The sequence below is a fragment of the Coprococcus sp. AM97-35 genome (assembly GCF_027697525.1).
Lineage (GTDB): Bacteria > Bacillota > Clostridia > Lachnospirales > Lachnospiraceae > Allocoprococcus > Allocoprococcus comes.
Window position 1 is genome coordinate 1 of record NZ_JAQESL010000017.1, and the last position, 24,052, is coordinate 24,052.

Consider the following 24,052-nt stretch of genomic DNA (forward strand, 5'->3'; position numbering starts at 1 on the left):
TACCAACTGTACTACTATCGCATTCATTATTTGTTGTTCATCAGAACAATAAATACTATACAATATATCTATCAATTGGTCAAGTATATTTTCAATTTTATATGTCGGACTTTTCTACTTTTCTTCGCCTATTATTCTGTTAAAATCATTTTTTGTCTGATTAACAGAAAACTTATTGAATCTCCGCAAAAAGTAGAACAGAATTTCTTCATTTTTTCGTTGACAATTCCTTCTTTGTACGGTATAGTAGATATTGTTCTGATGAACACAATTTAATAGATGCGATAGTAGTACAGTTGGTAGTACGCCACCTTGCCAAGGTGGAGGTCGCGGGTTCGAGTCCCGTCTGTCGCTCTTTGTGAGACTTATGATTTTCATAAGTCTCTTTTTTCATTCATGTAAATTTCTGATTAAACTTTTAATTAAATCAAAAGGCCCCATTTGTCAGAGTTGTGCCAGATACACGAAAAGGGATCCGCTTTCACTTTTTTTGTAAAAGCCTGATCCCTTCTTTTTATTTATTCTAACCTTATAGATCTACTCTTCTATTTTGCCAGCCAGTCCATTGCAATCTTCGCATACATGGCTGCGCCAAGCGGTAATGCTTTTTCATTAAACAGAATCTTTGGATTATGCTGTCCTTTCCATTTACTCTGATCTTCCACTCCGGCTCCGACTACAAAATAACTTGCCGGTATTTTTGCCGAAATCACGGCAAAGTCTTCGGATCCCATGACATGAAATCCACCGTTAATCGTTGTTCCCGGATTCTCAAGAGACTCAACACTTTTAATATACTCTGCATTCAGTTCTTCATTGCAAGTTACACTCGGAACATTGCTGAGTTCTTCGATTTCACATGTAGTACGATAAGCTGCTGCAACAGCCGGAACAATTTCATTGATTCTCCGAATCAGCATCGTCCTTACTTTTTCATTAAATGTCCTTAGTGTTCCCTGAAGCACGCAACGCTCCGGAATTACATTTGCTGCATTACCAGCTGTAAACTGTCCAATCGTAAGTGCTGCCTCTGCTGATGGTGGACATTCCCTGGCGATCAGTGCCTGAAGAGCATGATAAACTTCTACACCAGCGTTGATCGGGTCAATACAGCCCTCCGGTGCAGAACCATGTCCGCCCCGTCCTGTAAGGGTGATTTTAAAGCCATATACAGATGCCATGGCTTCCACACCATATCCAATCGTTCCACATGGAATTGCCGCAAATACATGCGCTGCAAAGGCAGCATCTACATGCGGATTCTCCAGGACTCCTGCTTCCACTGCTGCTTTCGCTCCGCGGAAGGTCTCCTCACCTGGCTGGAACAATAATTTGACCACGCCCGGCAGTTCTTCTTCATGCGCCTTTAAAATTTTTGCCGCTCCAAGAAGGATCGTAGCGTGCAGATCATGTCCGCATCCATGCATACAGCCATTCTTTGATGCAAATTCAAGTCCCGTTTCCTCTTCTACCGGAAGCGCATCCATATCACTTCTCAGAAGAAAACATTTATCCCCTTTTCCAATCTGAGCGATAATCACTGAAACCTCAGGAAATACCTTGTATTCTACATTCATCTCATCCAGACGTTTACCGATATATTCCACAGTCTTTGGAAGCTCCAGATCCGTCTCAGGAATTTGATGAAGATCTCTTCTCCATTTTATAAGTAGATCATTCATTTCCTGCGCTTCTTCTAAAATTTTATGTGCCATATATCCCATCCTCCTTTTATTTCAACTACCGTTATTATAGAATTTCGCTATAAAAAAAGAAATGAACATTTCTTCACTTTGACAGCCAATTCTGTTTTATGTGAAAAAATGTTCATTTTTAAAAATTGAATTATAAAATTTATTCAGCGTCCGCTGTCTGCTCTTCCAGCTCCAGTCCAAGCTCTTCCAGCTGCTTCGGATCGACTCTCTCCGGTGCTTCTGTCATCAGGTCAGATGCATCTTTTACCTTCGGGAACGCGATCACGTCACGGATGCTGTCCTGTTTTGCCATCAGCATAACCAGACGGTCAAGACCGTAAGCAAGTCCTGCGTGTGGCGGCACACCGTATTTAAATGCATTCAGAAGGAATCCAAACTGCTCCTGTGCCTGTTCCGGTGTGAATCCAAGTACTTCAAACATTTTACTCTGGATCTCCTGGTTGAAGATACGGACACTTCCGCCTCCGATCTCGTTACCATTCAGAACGATGTCATATGCTTTTGCACGGACTCTTCCCGGATCACTGTCGATGTACTGAAGGTCTTCTTCCATCGGCATGGTAAACGGATGATGCATTGCTGTGAAACGGTTCTGTTCATCACTCCACTCAAGAAGCGGGAATTCTGTGATCCACAGGAATTTGTATTCATTCTTATCAAGGAGTTCCATCTGGCGTGCCAGTTCCAGTCTGAGTGCACCAAGAACATCCCATACAACTTTATTCTTATCTGCCGCAAAGAGAAGTAGGTCTCCATTCTCTCCAGCCATCGCTTTAATCAGCGCTGCTGTCTCTTCTTCCGTCATGAATTTTGAGAAAGAAGATTTGACAGTTCCGTCTTCATGAATTGCAATATAAGCAAGTCCCTTTGCTCCATAACCTTTTGCAAAATCAACCAGCTTGTCGATCTTCTTTCTGGCCATGCCACCCTGGCCCTTTGCGTTGATACCACGGACAGTTCCGCCTGCTTCAATCGCATTCTTAAATACAACAAATTCGCTGTCTTTGACAGTCTCTGTCACATTAACCAGCTCCATGCCGAAACGGATATCCGGTTTATCAGAACCGAATCTGTCCATTGCTTCCTGCCAGGTCATTCTCTGAATCGGGAGCTGTACATCGATATCCAGTACCTCTTTGAACAGATGTGCAAGCAATCTCTCATTGATATCAATGACATCATCAACATCTACAAAAGAAAGTTCCATATCCATCTGTGTAAATTCCGGCTGACGGTCTGCACGAAGGTCTTCATCACGGAAACATTTTACGATCTGGAAATATCGGTCATATCCGGAGCACATCAGCAGCTGTTTGAAGATCTGCGGTGACTGCGGAAGTGCATAGAAGCTTCCCGGATGAATACGGCTCGGTACCAGGTAATCTCTTGCACCTTCCGGTGTACTCTTGATCAGGAACGGTGTCTCGATCTCAAGGAATCCTTCTTTTGCCATGAACTGACGTGCGAGGGTAGCCACACGGCTTCTCATCATCAGGTTTCTCTGGATGTCCGGTCTTCTAAGATCGAGGAAACGGTATTTCAGACGTACTTCCTCTTTTGTCTTGGAATTCTCTTCGATCGGGAACGGAGGTGTCTCAGATTCAGATAAAATTCTGAGTTCTTCCGGTTTGATCTCAATCGCACCTGTTGCAAGATTTTCATTAACTGCACCGGAACGTTTTTCAACAGTTCCCACGATTGCTACAACAAACTCACTTCTAAGCTTTGCTGCCTTCTCAAGAAGCGCTTTATCTGTACTTCCCTCTTCAAAAACAACCTGGATCAGTCCGGAACGGTCACGTACATCTACAAAAACCAGTCCACCTTTATTTCTGTTCTTCTGTACCCATCCCATGATGGTTACTTTTTCACCGATGTTTGCCTCTGAAAGCTCTGCACACCGATGTGTTCTTTTCAGTCCTGTCATTGACTCTGCCATTCTAATTTATCCTCCTGCGTTTCTCTTTCCTTATAAATCCATAACGGAATCTTTGTAGCAGTCTGTGATATCTTCATATCCTTCTGCGATCAACTGATCCTTCTGGAATTTCTTGTTCTTCTTCATATTGACCACCAGAACCTGTTTCCCGGCTGCGCGGTCAGCTTTTGCCATCTCAAGTACTTTGAGGATGCCTTCCTTGTGCATATTCTTTTCAAGAAGATATGCTTTTTTCTGGCGCTTGGAAGGAATCTCATATCCATTTTCCAGAAGCAGCATGACAATACGCTCAAATCCGATTGAGAATCCACATGCCGGTGTGTCCTGCCCTGTGAATTTACCGATCATCTTATCGTAACGTCCGCCACCCGCAACTGAGCCACCGAATTCATCCATTGTTACTTCAAAAATGGTTCCTGTATAGTAAGACTGTCCACGTACCAGCGTCGGATCAAATTTCACTTTGAATTCTGCCTCTTTTGCACTTTCTACGCTGGAGATGATCGTTTCCATGCTGTCGGCTGTCTTTTCGTCAAGGAATCCTGCCAGCTTTTCCTTGCAGAAACGGATTCCGTCAACATCCGGGCTGATCTCATCAAAGAGTCCAAGATAAGTATCTACATTTTCTTTTGTATAACCCATCTCAACCAGTTCTTCGCCTACGCCTTCTTTGCCGATCTTATCCATCTTATCAAGGATGATAAATACTTCATCGAAATCTTCTTCCTTAAATCCACTAAATGCAGCCATCGCCTTTAAGATATTACGGTCATTGATACATACCGTAAAATTGTGGAAATCCATCTTTCCAAGCATGGTCGTAGTTGCAAGGATCAGTTCGATCTCTGCAAGATTACCCGGCTCACCTAAAATATCGATATCGCACTGCATGAACTGACGGAAACGTCCTCTCTGCGGGCGGTCTGCTCTCCATACATTGCCAATCTGAAGTGCCTTAAACGGTGACGGCAGTTCATTTGCATGATTTGCATAGTATCTTGCAAGCGGAACTGTCAGGTCATAACGAAGTCCTCCGTCTACCAGATCGATCTCTTCTTTTGCCTCAGCAATTTTCAGTTTTTCCCCTCTCTTCAGAATCTTAAAAATCAGTTTTTCATTGTCGCCACCCTGTTTGCTGCACAGGTTCTCAATGTGTTCTACACACGGTGTCTCTATGGAAGTAAATCCAAATGTCTTATAGGTATCCTTGATCATCTGGATCACATAATCTCTGATTTCCATTTCTTTCGGGAGCATGTCTTTCATGCCGGTAACCGGTTTTTTCTTTAATGCCATAACCATTCTCCTTTTCGCTCTATCATCTCATCGATACGAGAAATATATTCTCCCACATCTCTGACATTTTCTATTCTTATCAGATTCGTCATCCGCCCGTTTTTACTTCCGGGTGCCGGAATCTCATACGGAAGCACCACCTTAGTCGATGCGCCTGCACCGGCAGCAACGATGGACTGCTTTTCCTCCATAATCAGTATATTGTAAATTCCCGCTTTGTCAACCTTTGCGTAACCTACATTTTCAAAATTTCCTGCAATATTCTTCTGTCTGTAGAGATAATACGGATAAAGTCCCATTTCACCGGCCGCCTTACGTGCCATATCGATCATCTCTTCCAGCTCTCTTGCCATCTGTTTATAATTTTGTTTTTCTGTGCTTGCAGCCCGTTCGCGTGTCAGTCTCGAACCATGTTTCATTGCAAGTGCATGGACCGTCAAACTATCCGGTGCAAGCTCTTTGATCTGACGAAGAGTATCTTCCATCTCCTCCGGATGTTCTCCCGGAAGACCTGCGATCAGATCCATATTGATATTGTCGAATCCCAGTTCTCTTGCCAGATGGAAAATGCGGACTACATCTTCCACTGTGTGACGTCTTCCGATCACATCCAGTGTCTTCTGCTGCATGGTCTGTGGATTGATGGAAATTCTGCCAACTCCATGCTTTCGGATCACTCGCAGCTTGTCCTCAGTAATGCTGTCCGGTCTTCCGGCTTCGATCGTATATTCTTTCAGATGTTCAAAGGAAAAATGTTCTTCCAGGAAACTCAAAACCCGGTCCATCTGCTGTGCACTCAGGGTTGTCGGTGTACCGCCTCCCATATAAATCGCATTAAGATGCTTTTCTTTTGAAACCTCTGCAATAAATGCAAGCTCTTTTAAAAGTGCATCTACATATTCATCCATCCGATTCTGCCATTTTGCAACCGGATAAGAAGTAAAGGAGCAGTAACTGCAGGTTGTCGGGCAGAACGGAATTCCGATATAAAGGCTGTATCCATTTTCATAATCCAGCTTGTCAAGCTGGGCTTTTTCCCGCTTTGCAATCTCGATACCAAGCATTGCTTTTTTCTCGCTTACCACATAGGTATCATGCATATACCGGATGATTTCTTCCTCAGAAGAACCTTCTTCCAGTCTTTCCATGATCATCTTTGTGGGGCGGACACCTGTCATATTCCCCCATGCATGTTCTTCTCCGGTCTTTTTGACCAGGGTCTGATATAATTTTTTATTGATATAACGCTTTTGTTCTCTTTTTTCACTGATGTCTGCGATTTCAGCCTCCCTGCAATGAAAAAAGGTCCACCGGACCTTTTTATCACATGCCTGCTCTTCCAGATCTGGTTCCTCTTCTGCGGTCATCTCGATCAGAAGTTCCTGTTCTGGATCTACCTTCTGGCTGATTTCAGCATCAGGAAGAAATGACTTTACGATATGATACATGTCGTAGGTGAAACGTTCATTCTTACAGCTGATCCGAATCATTTCTCTGCTCCTCTATACATACGGGTTGTTCACTTTTTCGTTGCCAATCGTTGTTGCGCCCATATGTCCCGGGAATACCTTTGTTTCATCCGGAAGCAGGAACAGTTTTTCCTTGATCGAACGAATCAGTGCAGAAGTGCTGCTGGTTGCAAAATCACTTCTTCCGACTGAACAACAGAACAATGTATCTCCACTGAAAAGTACTCCCTCTTTTTCTACATAGTAGCATACGCCGCCCTGGGTATGTCCCGGTGTATGGATCACCCGGAAATCTTCTCCGATCAGATGAAGCACATCTCCATCATGGATCACGTCTCCACCCGGGTAGCTGTAGCCATTTGTATATACCGTTGACTCATTCATAGACGGTGTGTGAAGAAGCTCCAGATCAGATTCTTCTACGTAAACCGGCATTTCTCCATACCGGTCGATCACTTTATCGATTCCCATGATATGATCAAAATGCGCATGAGTCAGAAGAATTGCCTTAATTACAAGCTCTTCCTCTTCGATATAACCGATCATCGCTTTTGACAAGTTTGCCGGATCAACGATCACGGTCTCTTTTGTTTCTTCATTGGTAACAATGTAACAATTGGTACTGATAATTCCTGTTACAAATTTTTCGATTTTCATTTCTTTTTACCCCACTGCTCGTTCTATATCCAGCACACCGACGATCTGCCGGAGCTTTCCGATCACTTTTCCAAGCTCCTCTCTTCCCCGGACAATAAATCCGGCTTCGATTGTTGCCGTTCCCTGTTTGCTGGTTCTTACATTCATAGACTTCACATCAATATTCATCTCCGTGAACACCTTGGACATATCCATCAAAAGTCCCTGCCTATCATTTGCATACATCTTGATCTCAGCCAGATAGCTTCCGGTGTCTGTACCTTCCTCCGGTTTTTCCCATTCTGCCGGGATCAGACGCGCTCTTTCCGTTTCTGACAGATGAATGATATTGACACAGTCCGTCCGATGGATCGACATTCCACGTCCACGGGTGATAAAACCAACGATCTCATCTCCCGGCACCGGATTGCAGCATCTGGAAAAGCGCACTGCCATATCGTCGATTCCCTTGACCACGATACCACTCTTGGATCGGGTGATATGCACCTTGTTCTTTGCCGCTTCCGCAACCTTTTCCAGAACACTTTCGTCAGTCAGTTCTTTTCGGTGATCCTTACTGTATTCTTCCGCAAGACGGTTGACGATCTGACCTTCCTTCAATCCGCCATGTCCAAGTGCTGCAAGGATCGAATCCCAGTCCTTAAAGCCGTACTTTTCCTGCACGATCTGCATATATTTCGGTTTCATCAGATCCGAGAGTACAAATCCTTTTGCCTTACAGTATGCGGCGAGCATTTCCTTACCACGTACAATATTTTCTTCTTTGAATTCTTTCTTAAACCACTGGTTGATCTTGTTCTTCGCCTGGGTACTCTTGACGATACTCAGCCAGTCACGGCTCGGTCCTTTGGAGTTCTGCGAAGTCAGGATCTCGATTCGGTCCCCGTTCTGGATCTTATAATCGATATTGACCAGCTTGCCATTGACTCTGGCACCTACCATCTTGTTGCCGACCGCAGTATGGATCGCATAGGCAAAGTCAACCGGCGTAGAACCGTTCGGCAGGTTCTTGACATCTCCGTTCGGTGTAAAGCAGTATACATCCTCTGCAAATAGATCCAGGTCTCCTTTCAGAAGATTCAGAAATTCCCGGTTGTCTGACATGTCTCGCTGCCATTCCAGGATCTGACGAAGCCAGCTCAGTTTCTCTTCTTCCTTCGCTTCAACGCTCTTCTTTCCATCTTCAGACTCTTTATATTTCCAGTGTGCCGCAATACCGTATTCAGCAGTTTTATGCATCTCTTTTGTACGGATCTGGATCTCAAACGGCTGACCGATCGAACTCATCAGAGTCGTATGCAGAGACTGGTACATATTTGCCTTCGGCATTGCGATATAATCTTTAAAACGTCCCGGTACCGGTGTATACATCTCATGGATAACTCCAAGCGCCGCATAACAGTCTTTTACAGAATCTACGATAATACGGACTGCAAACAGATCATAGATCTGATCCACCGTCTTATCCTGGTTCACCATCTTCTTATAAATGCTGAAGAAATGCTTCACACGTCCGTTCACTTCTGCATCAATGTTCGCATTCTTCATATGCGTGGAAACCTCATCCACAATCTGCTGGACAAATTCTTCCCTTTCCGTTTTTCTTGCATTGATCTGCTTTACTAGATCGTTAAAAACCTCCGGCTGGGAATATTTGAGTGCCAGATCATCAAGCTCTGTCTTGATCTTGGAAATACCAAGCCGTTGTGCGATCGGAGCATAGATATCCATGGTTTCTTTTGCTTTTTCCAACTGCTTCTCCGGTCGCATATACTGCAGGGTACGCATATTGTGCAGACGGTCGGCAAGCTTGATGATGATAACACGGATATCTTTTGCCATCGCAAGGAACATCTTACGAAGATTCTCAGCCTGGACCTCCAACTTATCCGCTGAATAGGAAAGCTGTCCCAGCTTTGTGACACCGTCTACCAGAAGCGCCACCTCATCTCCGAATTCCTGACGGATTTCTTCGTCCGTCATCACCGTGTCTTCTACCACATCATGAAGGATGCCGGCAACGATCGTCTCTTTGTCCATCTCCAGTTGTGCCAGAATGATTCCTACCCACAGAGGATGGATAATATACTCTTCTCCGGATTTCCGTGTCTGCCCTTTATGCGCATCTCTTGCAATATGATATGCTTTTTCGATCATAGAGACGTCCGCCGAAGGATGGTACTTTCTGACTCGCTCGATCAGACTTTTATAGAGCAGTTCCGGATTCTGATAATCTTCCACATCCTTTACCGCATGACCATCTACGATCTCCAGTTTTTTATGTGTTGGTTCGATCAGCATCTCCTGCTGGATTCCGATATCGTCTGCCATAGCCTTCCCTTCTTTCTCATTAGTTTCCCGGATACTGGATTACGGAATCTACTTTGTATCCTTTCAGTTTTTCCCGTCCTTTTAATCCCATCAGTTCGATCAGGCAGAGAACTTCTACAACCTCACCGCCAAGTCCTTCGATCAGTTTGATCATTGCTTCTGCCGTACCGCCTGTTGCCATCAGGTCATCTACAATCACAACCTTGTCTCCCGGTTTGATCGAACGCTTGTGGATCTCGATCTCTGCACTTCCATATTCCAGATCATACTTGATCGATGCTGTCTCGCAAGGAAGCTTTCCTTTTTTACGGATCGGCACAAATGCTTTTTGCAGATTATATGCAATCGGCATTCCAAAAATAAATCCTCTGGACTCCGGTCCGATCACGATGTTGAAATCCATGCCTTCAAGCTTATCCTGCAGTTCCCGAATGGAAAGCTGAAGCCCTTCCGGATCTTCAAGAATGCTGGTTACATCTCTGAAAATAATTCCTTTTTCCGGATAATCCGGAATGCTGACAACATATTCTTCAAGTTTTTTCATCTTTCTTCTCCACCTTACCTACAAATATATGCAATATTTATTAGTATAGCATAAAATTGCTGTTTTTCAAATTATTTATAATTTTGGATCACAATCTGTGGCGTACGGACTCCCTGATACTCATTGATATCAGGATAATAGGTAAATGCCATAACAATTCCATGCCCATGTCCGTGCAGTAGACACTCACAGGCAATATCTCCAAATTTTTCACGCACATATTCCACAAAGGTATTCACATCTCCAAAATACATGGCATCCATCCTTGTACCGTGAAGATCCTTCACCTGCAACTTCAGCACATTTTTATTCTTGCCAAGGATTCTCGCACTTTCCACCTGTACCTGTCTTTCTGCAAAGACCGGACGTGCATTTCCTTTGCCAAATGGTTCCAGAACCGCAAGCTCTCCGATAAATTTTTCATTGACACATTCAAACGGGAGCTGCATATCTATGGCAATCTTTTCATTCAGATCCTCTGGTGTGATCCCGGATTTTTCGTTAATCTCCTTACGGAACTGTTCCAGATTCTCCTCCGGCATGGAGAGACCTGCCGCCATCTTATGCCCGCCAAATTTTGACAACAGATGCTTTACCCGGTTCAGTCCTTCATACATGTGCCAGGTCTCGATCGATCTTCCTGAGCCCTTTAAACCTTCCGCGCCCTTCGTCAGCACAAAGACCGGACGGTAATATTTTTCCCGGATCCTTCCTGCCACAATCCCGGTAAGGCTTTCATGACATTCCGGCAGGTAGACCACCAGCACGTCTGCATCCTTAAGTTCACTGTTCTCCACCTGGATAAACGCCTCTTCTACCGCCTGCGCCGTCATATCCTTCCGGCTGTCATTGAGTGCTTTCAGATCACCTGCCAGCAGATCCGCCTCCGCCACTTTCTTTGCCTCCAGAAGCTCCAGGGCACGCTTTGCTGTATCCAGTCTTCCACTGGCATTCATACACGGGCCGATCACAAATCCAATGTGATACGGAGACAGCTTATCTACATTCACACCAGTACATTCCATCAGCGCCTTCAGTCCCAGATTCTCCGTCCGTTTCAGCATATCCAGTCCCTGTTTAACAAAAATACGGTTTTCGTCCACCAGATCCATAACATCACCGATCGTTGCGATTGCCACATTTTCCATCAGATAATCTGCATCTTCCGCATCTTTTCCCATGGCTTCCATCAGAGCCTCCACCAGCTTGTAAGCAACCGCAGCCCCGCACAGCCCTTTGAACGGATAAGTACAGTCCTCCTGCTTCGGATCCACAACCGCATCTGCCTCCGGCAAAATATATCTTCGTTCCCCGCCAATTTCCGTATACGGGACCTCATGATGATCCGTCACCACAACCGTCATTCCCATACTTTTTGCATAGGCGATCTCCTCTGCCGCCGCAATCCCGTTATCACAGGTAATGATCGTATCCACGTCGGCCTCCAGCGCCCGGTCGATCAGGTTCCGGTTTAGACCATACCCGTCCTTCATACGATCCGGAATGTCACTGTCCACATCAGCTCCGAGCATCCGGAATCCCTCCAGAAGAATATAGGTCGACTGGATTCCATCAATATCATAGTCTCCAATGATCCTGATTTTTGCATTTTCTTTTATCTTTTCTCCAAGAACCGCTACTGCCTTGTCCATATCCTTCATCAGCATTCCATCGTACAGATCGGCGATCGTACCGTTTAAATATTTCTCGATCGCATCATCCCCGATCACATCCCGGTTTCTTATCAGGGAAGCCACTCGCGGACTGATATGGAATTTCTCACTGATATGCTGAAAATCCGCTCCTTTTCTCAGAAGTACCCAGTTCTCCATTTTCTCTTTTCCTTTCTTTGGTAGTCAGATAATACAAAGATGCCGGAGGATTCTCCTCCGACACCTCATTTTCTGTCAGTTATTTCTTTTTCGCTGCTTTTTTGCCGCCGATTTTTGTTTTCATTACATACCATAATGCACCGGTGATACATACAGATGAATATCCGCCACCTGCAATACCAACCATAAGAGGTGCTGCAAATTCTTTAATAGAGCTTACACCCATGATATAAAGAACCGCTACCATGACAAATGTAGTAAATGTTGTGTAAATACTTCTTGTCAGTGTATAAGTGATACTTCTGTTTACAAGCGCTTTCAGATCATCGTTTCTCTTCATGACCCGAAGCTCTTCACGGATACGGTCGAAAATAACGATCGTCGCATTGATAGAATATCCAAGGATTGTCAGCATACATGCGATAAATGTATTACCGACAGATGTTCTTGCAAGTGCATAGAATGTAAGCACAAATAACAAATCGTGTAAAAGAGCAAGAACCGCACTTGATGCGAAACGTACATCTTTGAACCGGAACCAGATATAGATCAGCATACAGATCGCTGAAATGATAACTGCAATGATCGCATCCTGTCTCATCTCGGAGCTTACCGTAGAACTGATATTTTCTGCTGTAATTGTCGATGTGTCTACACCAAATTTATCAGCAAGCGCATTGTTAAGTGCTTCTCTTTCGTCAAGATTCAGCGTCTGTGTCTTGATGATGATCTGATTGCTGTCTTTTACCTTCTGTGCCTGTACATTGTGATCTCCGGTCACATCTTCTACAACCGGAACGATCTTTGAATCAATCTCTTTGATCGAGTAATCTTTATCAAATGTTACGGTTGTAGCCGTACCGCCCTTGAATTCCAGGCTGTAGTTCAGCGCACCTTCACCTTTTCCCGACTGGACTCCCATTGTTACAAAACCTGCTGCGATCACAGCAATTGATATTGCAAAGAAAATGGCTTTCTTTCCGAGGAAGTCGATAACTTTTCTTTCTTTTTTGAATTTCTTCGCATAAAATTTCACATCACGAAGACCAATCGCATACAGAGAGAAAATGATGATCCTGGTAATAACAAGTGCCGTAAACATTGACACAACAATACCAAGTGCCAATGTCTGTGCAAATCCTTTTACAGAACCTGAACCCTTGAACCAGAGAATAGCTGCAGCGATCAGAGTTGTTACGTTACCGTCAACGATCGCAGACAGTGCTTTGTGGAAACCATTCTTCAGGGAAGTCTTAACACTGATACCTGTTGTCACTTCTTCACGCACACGGGCGAAAATGATAACGTTGGCATCGACTGCCATACCGATTCCAAGGATGATACCTGCAATTCCCGGAAGGGTAAGCGTGATATTAAATGCATTTAAAAGCACCAGGATCAGTCCTGTGTAGATCAGAAGTGCTAGACCTGCTGCAAGTCCCGGAATCAGATATACGAAGCACATAAATACGAAGATGATGGCAAGTCCGATGGCACCAGCCATTAAGCTTGTGCTGATTGCTTCTTCTCCGAGCTGTGCAGCTACTACATTAGAGCGAAGTTCTTCCAGTTCCAGAGAAAGTCCACCGATTCGGATGGTAGCTGCAAGATTGTCTGCTTCTTCATAGCTTGACATCCCTGTGATAACGGCTTCTCCGCCTTCGATCGCCTGATTAACTCTTGGTGAACTGATTGTCTGTCCATCATAAATAATGGAAATCTGTTTTCCTACATTTGCTGCTGTTGCTTCTGCAAATTTGGTTGTTCCTTCTTTGGTAAGCTGCAGAGCTACGACATATTCTTTGTTCTTAGTCGTAGAGTTCTCCTGTGTCTGAGCCTCTGCATTTTTAACATCTGTTCCTTCAAGAACGGTATTGCCATCTGCATCCTGAAATACCAGTGATCCTGGTTTGCCAAGTTCTTCCAGAACTTTATTGGCATCGGATACACCTGGGATCTCGATGTTGATCCGGTCATCCCCTTCCTGATATACACTTGCTTCTGTACTGTACTGCTCTACACGCTTCTGCAGCTTGTAGATCGTATCCTTCATATCTTCTGCTGAAGGATTCTTGTCTTTTGTCTGATAGGTAATGCTGACACCACCGGCAAGGTCAAGACCAAGATTGATATTTCTTGCGGAACCTGTGTGGGAGGAACCAAATCCCTGCCAGCAGGTAAATCCAAGAAGTCCTAAAAGTGCAGCAATCAGAACAAGGCTTACTATTCCTTTACTCTTCTTCATGTCCAAGTCCCTTTCTTAGTTTTCGTCTGCCATTGCAGCCTTTATCATAATCGCGCATTCCACGCGCTTACGTTCCATCTCACATCCCAGATCATAAGAATCATTTAATCCGTCTGCATACTTGTATGCGTTTGCCATACATCCACCACTGCAGTAGAATCTTGCAAAACATTTCTTACATTTTTCTTTTGTATATACGTTGCAGCAACGGAACTCATCTGCGATCTCCGGTCTTGTAATCCCTTCGTTTACATTTCCCATCAGGAAATCTTCATCACCTACAAACTGGTGACACGGATAGAAATCTCCCCATGGCGTAACAGCAAGGTATTCGGTTCCCGAACCACATCCGGACAGACGTTTGTACAGACACGGTCCTCCTTCCAGGTCGATCATAAAGTGGAAGAAATTGAATCCTTCTCCCTTTTTATCTTTCTCGATGATATATCTTGCAAGCTTGTCATACTCATCAAAGATCTGTGGAAGATCTTCTTCGCGGATTGCATACGGATCAGATTCATCCCCGACAACCGGTTCGATCGACATCTGCTTGAAGCCAAGCTCTGCAAAGTGCTTCACATCCTCTGAAAAATCCAGATTGTTTCTGGTAAATGTTCCGCGGATATAGTAGCGTTCCTGATTACGTGAATCTGCAAGCTTCTGGAACTTCGGAACGATCAAATCATAGCTTCCTTTTCCGTTTCTGAAAGGACGCATTCTGTCATTAACTTCCTTACGTCCGTCAAGACTGATGACTACATTGTCCATTTCTTTATTGATAAACTCCTGGATGTCATCATTCAGAAGTACACCATTCGTAGTTACAGTAAAACGGAAATGCTTGTCATGAAGCTTCTCCTGTTCTCTTCCGTATGCCACCAGGTCTTTTACAACCTGCCAGTTCATCAGCGGCTCCCCGCCAAAGAAATCAACTTCCAGATTCCTTCTTGTTCCGGAATTGGCGATCAGGAAATCCAGGGCTTTCTTACCAACTTCATAAGTCATAAGCGCTCTTCTTCCGTGATACTCTCCTTCTTCTGCAAAACAGTATTTGCAGGCAAGATTGCAGTCGTGTGCGATATGCAAACAAAGTGCTTTCACAACTGTCTTACGCTTGATAACCTCCCCGATAAAAGGTTCATATGTATCAACAACAAAAAGCTGTCCATTCTCAGTCAGCTCTGTCACGTCATCCAATATATCTCTGAGTTCTTCTTCGGAATATTTCCCTTCCAGCTCATCTTTCAGCTGGTTCCATGTACTTTCTTCTTTCAGCGTCTGCACTGTCTGATTCTCGTTCATACGGTTCAGACATGCAATAACTTCGTACCCCGGCTCGTCCACTACATGAACGCATCCGCTGTTGACATCAAGTACAATATTATATCCATTGTTCTGGTACTGATGAATCACAACCGGTACCCCTTTCTATCCTTATTTTTCAAATTTTTCCTCATACGTCAAATGACAGCGGCTTTAAAGCCGCTGCCTGCTTGTCATACTTATTCACTACACTTACAAATATCTCTTATTTGCTGTGTTCGCAAGTCTGATTTCCTACTGTACAAGAAGTCTTGCATGCTGACTGACAGGATGTCTGGCATTCTCCGCATCCGCCCTTCTTTACTGTATTGTTCAGAGTCTGTGTATTCAATGTTTTAATGTGTTTCATTGTAATATCCTCCTTCTTTGCTCATTATGTGATACAGTATAACACATTTTCCAACTTACCGTCAACGCAAAAATCCAATCTGAAACAAATGTGTGAAACAAATGGGCAAAATCCAGTTTTTCTTTACAATCCTTACATTCATGCAAGTGCCCGGAGTCATTACTGCTCCTTCCGAAGCAACTGCTTCCTCCGGATTAAAAAATAAAAGTATCGCCCATATCCCTTGATACCGTCAACGCAAAAATTACATCTCCGCCCCTTCAGGACACCATACCACCGAGCATTCCGCCTGCCCCACAGAGGATCCAGGCGATCATCATCTGTATTCCACCCTGCACGCTCCGGTAGATCCCTGCTGAAATTGCAAGCAGGAGCAGAAAATAGAACATTCCAAGCATAAATCCCCTCAGGAATTTCCTTGTCTTCCCCATTTTTCCCATGGCAAATCCACCGGCAAATGTGGAAATTATGTAAACCGCAAGGATCCCGATCCGGACTGTTTTCTCGCTTAAGTCAAACTTATACAGTCCAAAGGACAGCCCGAGCAGCATCAGCATCGTAAGAAAGTAAGAAAGCATCAGTGCTTTCACAAGTCTTGTAAAACAGATATTTCCAAACAGCTTTTTTTCCATAAGAACCCCTCCTGTCCTTTTATACTATGAGAGATTCTTATGAAATATTCCTTTACTGTTCCATCTGTCGTCCCAGAAATCCTGCTGCGCAGAGTATCATCTTCTGTTCCAACTCACCGGGTTTTTTCCTGCCGTCCTTTGCCAGGATCACGACAGAACCGATCGCATCTCCGGCGCAGATGATCGGACTTACCACCTGCCATTTCAGTTCTGCATTCTGTCCCGACACGATGACCGTGAACTTCCGATCCATAGAGGATGCCAGAAACTGCTCCCTTCTTGCGATCACTTCCGCAAGCTGTCTTGTGATCAGCTGTTCCTGAAATTCTTTCTTCCCCGGTCCTGCTGCTGCAATCACCTGATCTGTATCTGTGATACACACCAGATATCCAAGCGTCTGCGCCAGACTTTCCGCATATTGGTCTGCAAAATTTCCCATTTCCCCAAGCGGTGAGTATTTTTTGAGAATGATTTCTCCTTCCCGGTCGGTGAAAATTTCAAGTGCATCACCCTCACGGATACGTAGCGTGCGCCTGATTTCCTTCGGAACGACAATTCTGCCAAGATCATCGATCCGGCGGACAATTCCTGTAGCTTTCATATTGATTCTATTCCTCCTGTGTTCCACATATTTTCCATAATTTATTCGATATGGGTAGTATGTGGAAAAACGTAGGATTTTATTACTCCGTATCCCTGAAATCTTTATTTATAATATCTTTCTTCGATCATATCCAGAAAATCCCGGTTTAAATAGTCTTCCATCTTTTTAAATGTTTCTTCGTTGCGGATCAGTCTTCCCGGCTCCTGATATTCTACCCACGCCATTGCACACCATGTAATTCCCCTGAGACACGTGATCGGAATAAAAATGTTCAGACGTTCTTCGATTCCACTCACATCAAATCTGCCATTTACCGCCTGGATATATTTTCTTGTAAAATCAGCCATCTCTTCTTCTGTCAGAATCACATCTGTTTTCCAGAAAGTTGTCGTTGGTGCAAGGAAATGCCCCAGATCCTGAACCGGATCACCATAAAGCGGCTTTTCCCAGTCAACCAGATAATTGTCTTTTCCTGCGCCATTCATCAGGAAATTTCCTGAATTCAGCTCTGTGTTAATACAGCATCTGTATCCACTATAATCCCGGATCTCATTGATCTTCTCCTGTCCCAGCTCCAGAAGACGCCGGATCTGTACTTTTTTCTTTTCTTCTCCCAGATCAGACTCGTAGTATGTCTGCACCATCTGATTACATTCATCCAGAATCGCCTGCAGTGGATTCGATGGCGATATCAGTCCATCCGTTTCTTTTACCGGAACACTGTGGATATCCGCAAGACATTCTGCCGCTTCCATCAGATTCTTCCGATAATCCAGTGCACTCCCTTCCAGAAACTCCATAACCATCACACCATACGGCAGTTCCTTCTTACTTCCATCTACAAAAACCGGCACTGGCGTCCGTCCTGAATCTGCCAGAAGCTCCAATGCATGATATTCGTATTCAATCTGATTTTCCAGATGCATCTGGCTTCCTGTATTGACACGAAGCACCAGTTTCTTTCCGGTCAGTGGGTGTACGAACCAGTAGTTGATATTATATTCGCCCTGTGCCAGTGGCTGATAGGTAATCTGAATTTCCTTCTGCTCTTCTTTCCCGATCCCGATTCCTTCCAGATAATGTTCTGTCTGTACATATTCTTTTAATCCCTGAATTCTTTCCATCTTATTCTCCCAGCCTTCCCCACTTTTTATCTTTTTCACTCATTCTGTATGGCACATCAAGCTCTGGCCATGCAACGTTGATCGTCGGATCGTTCCAGGCAATCCCGCCCTCATCATCCGGATGATAAAAATCCGTACATTTGTAGCAGAATTCTGCCTGGTCGCTCAGCACCAGAAATCCATGCGCAAATCCTTCCGGAATGTAAAACTGCTTTTTATTCTCTTCCGACAGTTCAATTCCATACCATTTTCCATAGGTGGCACTTCCTTTCCGGATATCCACCGCCACATCAAATACGGTTCCCCGGATCACCCGGACTAGCTTTCCCTGCGGATATTTCTTCTGAAAATGAAGTCCTCTCAGCACTGCTTTTCCAGAACCGGACTGATTATCCTGTACAAACTTCATCGTAAGTCCGGCTTCCTCCATATCCTTCTGATTATAAGTTTCCATAAAATATCCACGCTGATCACCATGCACCGACGGTTCGATCACGCAGAGTCCTTCGATTCCACCTGCATTTTTTTCTACCTTTATCTGTCCCATTTTCCTTTTATCCTTTTCTCTCTGCAAGAACTTCCTGCAAATATCTCTCCAGCGCATTCTTCCAGACCGGCAGTGGCTGAAATCCTTCTTCACAGATCCTTTTTCTGTCAAGTCTGCTGTTAAACGGTCTTGCTGCTTTTGAAATTCCATATTCTGCTGTCGTAACCGGAATCACTTTTACATCTGCATATTCTTTTTCACCAAGCTTCACAGCCTGTGCGAAGATTTCTTTTGCAAAATCATACCAGCTGACATATTCTCCTTCATTAGTCACATGATAGATTCCATATCGCTTTGTCATCGACAGATTTGCAAGAAATTTTGCAAGATCTGCTGTGTAAGTCGGCGTTCCAATCTGATCACATACCACTCGAAGTTCTTTCCGTCTTTTCCCCTGCTCCAGCATGGTCTTCACGAAATTATTCCCGTTTTTCCCGAATACCCAAGCGATTCGCACAATAAAATACTCTTTCAGTTCTGCTTTCACTGTCTGTTCACCCTGTAATTTCGTTTCACCGTATCGGTTCAGCGGCGAAAACTCCTCACAATCCGGTTCCCACGGTCTGCTCCCCTGTCCACCAAACACATAGTCTGTACTGATATAAACCATTTTAGCATGAATTTTCTGGCAGGCGGATGCAAGATTTGCTGTGCCCTTTCCATTAACTTCCCATACTTTTTCATAGTTTTCCGGCTCTTCTGCCGCATCCACCGCCGTCCACGCCGCACAGTGGATCACAATATCCGGTCTGAGCTTTTTCATTACTGCCTCGACTTCGTTTCTGTCTGTGATATCCATCTTCACATAACGACCTGCTGTTTTTCTCTTTTTGCTGCCGCTTCCCGTCACTTCATATCCCCGGTTTTCCAGTTCACGTACAACATCCTTTCCAAGCTGCCCGGCAGCACCCGTCACCAAAAACTTTAGCATTTTATTTTCATTTCCTTTTCTACGATCGGTCTCCACCACTCCTGATGATTCAGATACCAGTTGATTGTTTTCTTAATTCCTTCTGCAAAAGAAGTTTCCGGAAGCCAGCCAAGCTCTCTGTGGATCTTTGACGGATCGATTGCATATCTTCTGTCATGCCCTTTCCGATCCTCCACATAAGTAATCAGCTCTTCCGGCTTTCCAAGCTCCCTGCAGATCAGCTTCACAATATCAATATTCTTCATCTCGTTATGCCCGCCGACATTGTAAATTTCCCCTTCTTTTCCGTGACGCAGGATCAAATCGATCGCCCGGCAGTGATCCTTTACATAAAGCCAGTCACGGACATTTTTCCCATCACCATAGACCGGAAGCGGCCGGTCATGAAGCGCTTCGACGATCATCAGCGGAATCAGCTTTTCCGGCAGATGATATGGTCCATAGTTGTTGGAACAACGGCTAATTGTAACCGGAAGTCCATACGTTCTGTGATAGGACTGTACCAGAAGATCTGCCGCTGCCTTGGATGCACTGTACGGACTGCTCGTATGGATCGGCGTCTCTTCTGTAAAAAACAGATCCGGCCGTTCAAGCGGAAGATCCCCATACACCTCATCCGTAGAAACCTGATGATAACGCCAGATTCCATATTTCCGGCACGCATCCATCAACACTGCCGTTCCCTTTATATTGGTATCCAGAAAGACTTCCGGATTTTCAATCGACCGGTCCACATGACTTTCCGCTGCAAAGTTAACTACTATATCCGGGTGTTCTTCCTCAAACAGCCGGTATACAGTCACCCGATCCGTCACAGATGCTTTCACAAAACGGAACGCTGGATTTTTCATTGCTACTTCCAGGGTTGACATATGCCCTGCATAAGTCAGTGCATCCAGACAGATGATTTGATCCTCCGAATGCTTTTCCATCATATAATAAATAAAGTTGCTGCCAATAAATCCGGCGCCGCCGGTAACAATGATTTTCATAAACTCTCTCCCCTGTCTAAAATAGATTCTCTCTGAACTTTCCTTCTGCTACGTCATGCAAATATTGTCCATACTGATTCTGTCTGTATTTTTCACAGACTTCCAGCAGTGCGTTTCTGGAAATCCAGCCATTCATATAGGCAATTTCTTCCAGACATCCAATTTTCCGGTGCTGATGAGTCTCTACCGTCTTCACAAAATTGGTCGCATCTGTCAGACTCTCATGGGTGCCCGCATCCAGCCAGGTAAAGCCCTGACCCAGAAGCTCTACCCGAAGTCTTCCCTGTTCCAGATAGATCCGGTTAAGATCCGTGATCTCCAGCTCCCCGCGTCTGCTTGGCTTTAACTGTCCTGCATAATCGCTCACCCGGTTATCATAAAAATACAGACCTGTCACACAGTAATTACTTTTCGGATGTTCGGGTTTTTCCTCAATGGAAACCGCCTTGCCCTTTTCATCAAATTCCACGATACCAAACCGTTCCGGATCATCCACATAATATCCAAATATGGTTGCACCGTCTCCTCTCTCCGCTGCTTTTACCGCTTCTAAAAGACGTTTCTTAAGCCCATGCCCGGCAAACAAATTATCCCCCAGGATCATTGCCGCCGCATCATTGCCAATAAATTCTTTTCCTATTATGAACGCCTGCGCAAGACCTTCCGGTCTTTCCTGCACCGCATAGGTTAATTCGATGCCGAACTGATGCCCGTCCCCGAAAAGTTCTTCAAATCTCGGTGTATCCTGTGGTGTACTGATGATCAGGATTTCCCGAATTCCTGCACTCATAAGAACTGACAACGGATAGTAGATCATCGGCTTGTCATACACAGGTAAAAGCTGCTTGGATGTCACCATCGTAAGTGGATAGAGCCGGGTTCCTGATCCGCCTGCCAAAATAATTCCTTTCATTTTCATATCCCCGTTTTTCATTTTTATCTTTTTATTCTACCACGAAACAGCAGTTAGTTTAATAAAATCTCTCAATTATACCTATAGATTTTATCTATTCCGTTTTTATATATAGATTAAAACAATTATGAAATTTTTGTGAAAACTGTTACAATGTAATCGTAACCTAATTTTGAGAGTAAGGAGGAAAAATGAAAAGAAAATTATTACCAGTATTTCTGTCTTTCGCATTACTTGCGAACGGCTCTCTGACAGCTTTTGCCGCTGATCCGGTTGCTGATGCCGTTACAGAAAGTGATGTGCAGACTACTGTTTCAGAAGATCAGGAAAACCAGGAAGAAGTAACAGTTCCTGAAGGGGAAACTTCTGAAGAAGAAGCTTCTACTGAAGCTGATGATTCTAAAGAAACTTCGGATGTTATTACTGATATCGCTGGTCGCTACACAGAACTTGGCACAGATGGTAATCCTATAGATGGATCAAAAGCCATCGAAAATGCAAAAGCCGGCTCTGGTGTTATCGTAGATGTACGCACACCTAAAAACTACAACAAGGGACATATTGAAGGTTCTATTTCTGCACCAGTATTTACTTCTGATGGTGTTGTTAAGCGTTCCGATGAACCTACTGCTGTAGCTTTCACAGAAACTGTAACCGGAAATTCCGCTCTTGAAGGAAAAGAAATCTATGTTCTCTGCAACAGTGGAAACGCAGGTGCAAAAGCTGCTACTGTTTTATTAAACGCTGCAGGATATTCTCTTGACAACATTCACACTATTACTTACGGAGCAACAGGCCTTGAAGTTCGTTACGCATTCCTTGGAACAAACAACGCTGTAACCGGTGCTGAAGCCGTAGCTGCTGTTGATTCATCTGATGTAGTAATCATCGATGTACGTACAACAGAAAACTATGCAAAGGGACATCTGAAGAATTCTATTTCTCAGCCTGTGTTCTATATTGATGAAAAAGGCGAAGAGACAGTTACTCCAACAAATCAGGACGAATATTCAAAAGCTTTCGCAAAATATGTAACGAACAATCTTTCTACCTTTACAGGCAAAAAAGTATACGTTCTCTGCAACAGTGGTTCAAGAGGTGCAAGAGCCGCTACTGCTTTACTTGCAGACAACGGTGTTGACAAAAACACAATCTATACCATCACCGGTGGTGCGAAAGATGAAACTGTAAAAAGTGCTTTCGTAACTGTAGATGGTTACAAATTTGTATCCGGAAACGATGCTATTACAGCTGCAAAAGAAGGAACTGCATATGTCATTGATGTGCGTTCTACAAAAGCACAGGCTAAAACAGGCACTCTGAAAGGATCCATTTCACAGTCTCTGTTTGACGCCGACAACAAACTTGACACAGCTGAAGCTGAAGCACTTGAAAAAGCTTTCAAAGAAGAAATTACTTCCAAAATAACAGAAGACAAACCAATCTACATCATCTGCAACAGTGGTGCAAGAGGGGCTCAGAAAGCAACCAAACTTCTTGGAGAACTTGGCTATAACACAAGCACTAAGGAAGATGGAAAAGTATACACCATCACAAACGGTGCAAAAGGCCTGGAACTCCTGTACGCAATGTCAGGAACAGATGGAAATGCTGAAGACGGAAAAACAGCTGTTGCTGCTGTTGGAAAAGACGATGTAGCAATCCTTGATGTACGTGCAACAGGCAACTATGGTGCCGGACATTTGAAAGGTTCTATCTCAACACCAGTATTTAATGCTGATGGTGTTGCAAAAACTACAGATGACCAGCTTTCCAAAGATTTCACAAAATATGTAACAGACAACAAAGCCACTCTTGAGAAAAAAGATCTCTATCTTCTCTGTAACAGTGGTGCAAGTGGTGCAAGAGCTGCTACTGCTTTATTAAAAGCTGCCGGATATGATCTTGCAAAAGTGCATACTATCACTGGTGGTGCAAAAGATGCTGATGTAAACGCTGCTGCAATCTATGTTTCTGACACTCATGTAATCAATAAAATGGCAGATACAAAGAACTACCTGATTCTTGATGTACGTTCTACAGCTTCTTACACAAAAGGACACTTAAAGGGATCCCTTTCCCTTCCACTTTTTGACAAAGATAACAAACTTCCGGATGATCTCGCAAAAGCATTTACAGAATATGTAACTGCTCACAAAGCAGATTTTGAAGGAAAAACAATTTACGTTCTTTGCAACAGTGGAGCAAGAGGTGCTGCAAAAGCAACTCAGCTTCTCAAAGAAGCCGGAATCACCAACATCAAGGTATTCACCATCGAAAACGGTGCAAAAAGTGAAGTGATCCAGAAGCATTTTGTAACAGATCCTGTCGCTGATCCTGATACAAAGAAAGACAACAATGGCAAAGATAACAATAAAAACCAGAATAACGGTAAAACCACTACTGCTGCTACAACAAAGACAGGAGATACCGCTCCTATCGCTGCTCTCGCGGTTGCAATGCTCGCTGCTCTTGGCGCAATCATTGCATTCGGTAAGAAAAAAATTGTAAAATAATAATTATTCCCAAAAAGGTTACAAAAGCGGGACGTTGACTAAATTGCCAACGTCCCGCTTTTTCAAATCCATTCATATTCATACGATGTTCAG

19 protein-coding genes and 1 tRNA gene are annotated in these 24,052 nt (G+C 44.0%); 2 read left to right on the plus strand and 18 right to left on the minus strand.

Annotated features, from left to right (window positions below; all coding sequences use genetic code 11):
• The first annotated feature begins 281 nt into the window (after positions 1-281).
• Positions 282-354, plus strand: a tRNA-Gly gene (locus PG840_RS11610).
• Between the two features lie 191 nt (positions 355-545).
• Here the strand turns inward: PG840_RS11610 and PG840_RS11615 are convergent.
• From PG840_RS11615 to rfbA, 18 genes are all read right to left on the minus strand, one after another.
• Complete coding sequence (locus PG840_RS11615) at positions 546-1,715, minus strand: M20 metallopeptidase family protein (RefSeq protein ID WP_270476134.1); 1,170 nt, start codon at positions 1,713-1,715, stop codon at positions 546-548.
• Positions 1,716-1,854: 139 nt separating this feature from the next.
• On the minus strand, positions 1,855-3,654 hold the full coding sequence (gene aspS, locus PG840_RS11620; protein WP_270613663.1) for an aspartate--tRNA ligase: 1,800 nt from the start codon (positions 3,652-3,654) through the stop codon (positions 1,855-1,857).
• A gap of 30 nt (positions 3,655-3,684) precedes the next feature.
• Positions 3,685-4,956 (minus strand): histidine--tRNA ligase, encoded by a 1,272-nt coding sequence (hisS, locus tag PG840_RS11625; protein WP_195250590.1) that lies wholly within the window; start codon positions 4,954-4,956, stop codon positions 3,685-3,687.
• Positions 4,941-6,440, minus strand: coding sequence for a coproporphyrinogen dehydrogenase HemZ (gene hemZ / locus PG840_RS11630; RefSeq protein ID WP_270613664.1), 1,500 nt, complete (start codon positions 6,438-6,440; stop codon positions 4,941-4,943). The genes hisS and hemZ overlap by 16 nt, the downstream gene beginning before the upstream one ends.
• Positions 6,441-6,452: 12 nt before the next feature.
• Positions 6,453-7,076: an MBL fold metallo-hydrolase gene (locus PG840_RS11635; protein WP_008369645.1), complete on the minus strand. Its 624-nt coding sequence runs from the start codon at positions 7,074-7,076 to the stop codon at positions 6,453-6,455.
• A 6-nt stretch (positions 7,077-7,082) separates the two neighbouring features.
• On the minus strand, positions 7,083-9,407 hold the full coding sequence (locus PG840_RS11640; protein WP_181988839.1) for a RelA/SpoT family protein: 2,325 nt from the start codon (positions 9,405-9,407) through the stop codon (positions 7,083-7,085).
• Positions 9,408-9,426: 19 nt separating this feature from the next.
• Positions 9,427-9,951 (minus strand): adenine phosphoribosyltransferase, encoded by a 525-nt coding sequence (locus PG840_RS11645; RefSeq protein WP_022221132.1) that lies wholly within the window; start codon positions 9,949-9,951, stop codon positions 9,427-9,429.
• Between the two features lie 71 nt (positions 9,952-10,022).
• Positions 10,023-11,783: a single-stranded-DNA-specific exonuclease RecJ gene (recJ, locus tag PG840_RS11650; protein ID WP_270613665.1), complete on the minus strand. Its 1,761-nt coding sequence runs from the start codon at positions 11,781-11,783 to the stop codon at positions 10,023-10,025.
• Positions 11,784-11,862: 79 nt separating this feature from the next.
• Positions 11,863-14,028, minus strand: coding sequence for a protein translocase subunit SecD (gene secD / locus PG840_RS11655; protein WP_117558970.1), 2,166 nt, complete (start codon positions 14,026-14,028; stop codon positions 11,863-11,865).
• A gap of 15 nt (positions 14,029-14,043) precedes the next feature.
• Positions 14,044-15,441 (minus strand): thioether cross-link-forming SCIFF peptide maturase, encoded by a 1,398-nt coding sequence (gene scfB / locus PG840_RS11660; RefSeq protein ID WP_117558972.1) that lies wholly within the window; start codon positions 15,439-15,441, stop codon positions 14,044-14,046.
• A gap of 115 nt (positions 15,442-15,556) precedes the next feature.
• Positions 15,557-15,700, minus strand: a complete 144-nt coding sequence (gene scfA / locus PG840_RS11665; protein ID WP_008369659.1) for a six-cysteine ranthipeptide SCIFF — start codon at positions 15,698-15,700, stop codon at positions 15,557-15,559.
• A 260-nt stretch (positions 15,701-15,960) separates the two neighbouring features.
• Complete coding sequence (locus PG840_RS11670) at positions 15,961-16,332, minus strand: TIGR04086 family membrane protein (protein ID WP_270205701.1); 372 nt, start codon at positions 16,330-16,332, stop codon at positions 15,961-15,963.
• Positions 16,333-16,384: 52 nt separating this feature from the next.
• Positions 16,385-16,933 (minus strand): stage V sporulation protein T, encoded by a 549-nt coding sequence (gene spoVT, locus PG840_RS11675; protein ID WP_022220492.1) that lies wholly within the window; start codon positions 16,931-16,933, stop codon positions 16,385-16,387.
• A gap of 104 nt (positions 16,934-17,037) precedes the next feature.
• Entirely contained in the window at positions 17,038-18,060 is a 1,023-nt protein-coding gene (locus PG840_RS11680; protein ID WP_022220493.1) for an aminoglycoside phosphotransferase family protein, read from the minus strand.
• 1 nt (position 18,061) lies between these two features.
• Complete coding sequence (gene rfbC / locus PG840_RS11685; protein WP_044998736.1) at positions 18,062-18,607, minus strand: dTDP-4-dehydrorhamnose 3,5-epimerase; 546 nt, start codon at positions 18,605-18,607, stop codon at positions 18,062-18,064.
• Between the two features lie 7 nt (positions 18,608-18,614).
• Positions 18,615-19,538: a dTDP-4-dehydrorhamnose reductase gene (rfbD, locus tag PG840_RS11690; protein WP_022220495.1), complete on the minus strand. Its 924-nt coding sequence runs from the start codon at positions 19,536-19,538 to the stop codon at positions 18,615-18,617.
• Positions 19,532-20,530 carry a dTDP-glucose 4,6-dehydratase gene (rfbB, locus tag PG840_RS11695; RefSeq protein WP_008369702.1) on the minus strand — a complete coding sequence of 333 codons (999 nt, stop codon included), beginning with the start codon at positions 20,528-20,530 and terminating at the stop codon, positions 19,532-19,534. The genes rfbD and rfbB overlap by 7 nt, the downstream gene beginning before the upstream one ends.
• Before the next feature lie 16 nt (positions 20,531-20,546).
• Positions 20,547-21,443 (minus strand): glucose-1-phosphate thymidylyltransferase RfbA, encoded by an 897-nt coding sequence (gene rfbA, locus PG840_RS11700; RefSeq protein WP_022220496.1) that lies wholly within the window; start codon positions 21,441-21,443, stop codon positions 20,547-20,549.
• A 191-nt stretch (positions 21,444-21,634) separates the two neighbouring features.
• On the opposite strand from rfbA, the gene PG840_RS11705 reads away from it, so the two are divergent.
• Positions 21,635-23,959 (plus strand): rhodanese-like domain-containing protein, encoded by a 2,325-nt coding sequence (locus tag PG840_RS11705; protein WP_270613666.1) that lies wholly within the window; start codon positions 21,635-21,637, stop codon positions 23,957-23,959.
• Positions 23,960-24,052 lie beyond the last annotated feature (93 nt).

Bases quoted from the DNA above. Each gene is read 5' to 3' on its own strand.
- rfbA (WP_022220496.1), bottom strand. From the start codon at position 21,443: ATGAAAGGAATTATTTTGGCAGGCGGATCAGGAACCCGGCTCTATCCA.
- spoVT (WP_022220492.1), bottom strand. From the start codon at position 16,933: ATGAAAGCTACAGGAATTGTCCGCCGGATCGATGATCTTGGCAGAATT.
- hemZ (WP_270613664.1), bottom strand. From the start codon at position 6,440: ATGATTCGGATCAGCTGTAAGAATGAACGTTTCACCTACGACATGTAT.
- rfbD (WP_022220495.1), bottom strand. From the start codon at position 19,538: ATGCTAAAGTTTTTGGTGACGGGTGCTGCCGGGCAGCTTGGAAAGGAT.
- rfbC (WP_044998736.1), bottom strand. From the start codon at position 18,607: ATGGGACAGATAAAGGTAGAAAAAAATGCAGGTGGAATCGAAGGACTC.
- secD (WP_117558970.1), bottom strand. From the start codon at position 14,028: ATGAAGAAGAGTAAAGGAATAGTAAGCCTTGTTCTGATTGCTGCACTT.
- PG840_RS11705 (WP_270613666.1), top strand. From the start codon at position 21,635: ATGAAAAGAAAATTATTACCAGTATTTCTGTCTTTCGCATTACTTGCG.
- PG840_RS11670 (WP_270205701.1), bottom strand. From the start codon at position 16,332: ATGGAAAAAAAGCTGTTTGGAAATATCTGTTTTACAAGACTTGTGAAA.
- PG840_RS11635 (WP_008369645.1), bottom strand. From the start codon at position 7,076: ATGAAAATCGAAAAATTTGTAACAGGAATTATCAGTACCAATTGTTAC.
- PG840_RS11615 (WP_270476134.1), bottom strand. From the start codon at position 1,715: ATGGCACATAAAATTTTAGAAGAAGCGCAGGAAATGAATGATCTACTT.
- aspS (WP_270613663.1), bottom strand. From the start codon at position 3,654: ATGGCAGAGTCAATGACAGGACTGAAAAGAACACATCGGTGTGCAGAG.
- rfbB (WP_008369702.1), bottom strand. From the start codon at position 20,530: ATGAAAATCATTGTTACCGGCGGCGCCGGATTTATTGGCAGCAACTTT.
- recJ (WP_270613665.1), bottom strand. From the start codon at position 11,783: ATGGAGAACTGGGTACTTCTGAGAAAAGGAGCGGATTTTCAGCATATC.
- PG840_RS11640 (WP_181988839.1), bottom strand. From the start codon at position 9,407: ATGGCAGACGATATCGGAATCCAGCAGGAGATGCTGATCGAACCAACA.
- PG840_RS11645 (WP_022221132.1), bottom strand. From the start codon at position 9,951: ATGAAAAAACTTGAAGAATATGTTGTCAGCATTCCGGATTATCCGGAA.
- scfA (WP_008369659.1), bottom strand. From the start codon at position 15,700: ATGAAACACATTAAAACATTGAATACACAGACTCTGAACAATACAGTA.
- hisS (WP_195250590.1), bottom strand. From the start codon at position 4,956: ATGGTTATGGCATTAAAGAAAAAACCGGTTACCGGCATGAAAGACATG.
- PG840_RS11680 (WP_022220493.1), bottom strand. From the start codon at position 18,060: ATGGAAAGAATTCAGGGATTAAAAGAATATGTACAGACAGAACATTAT.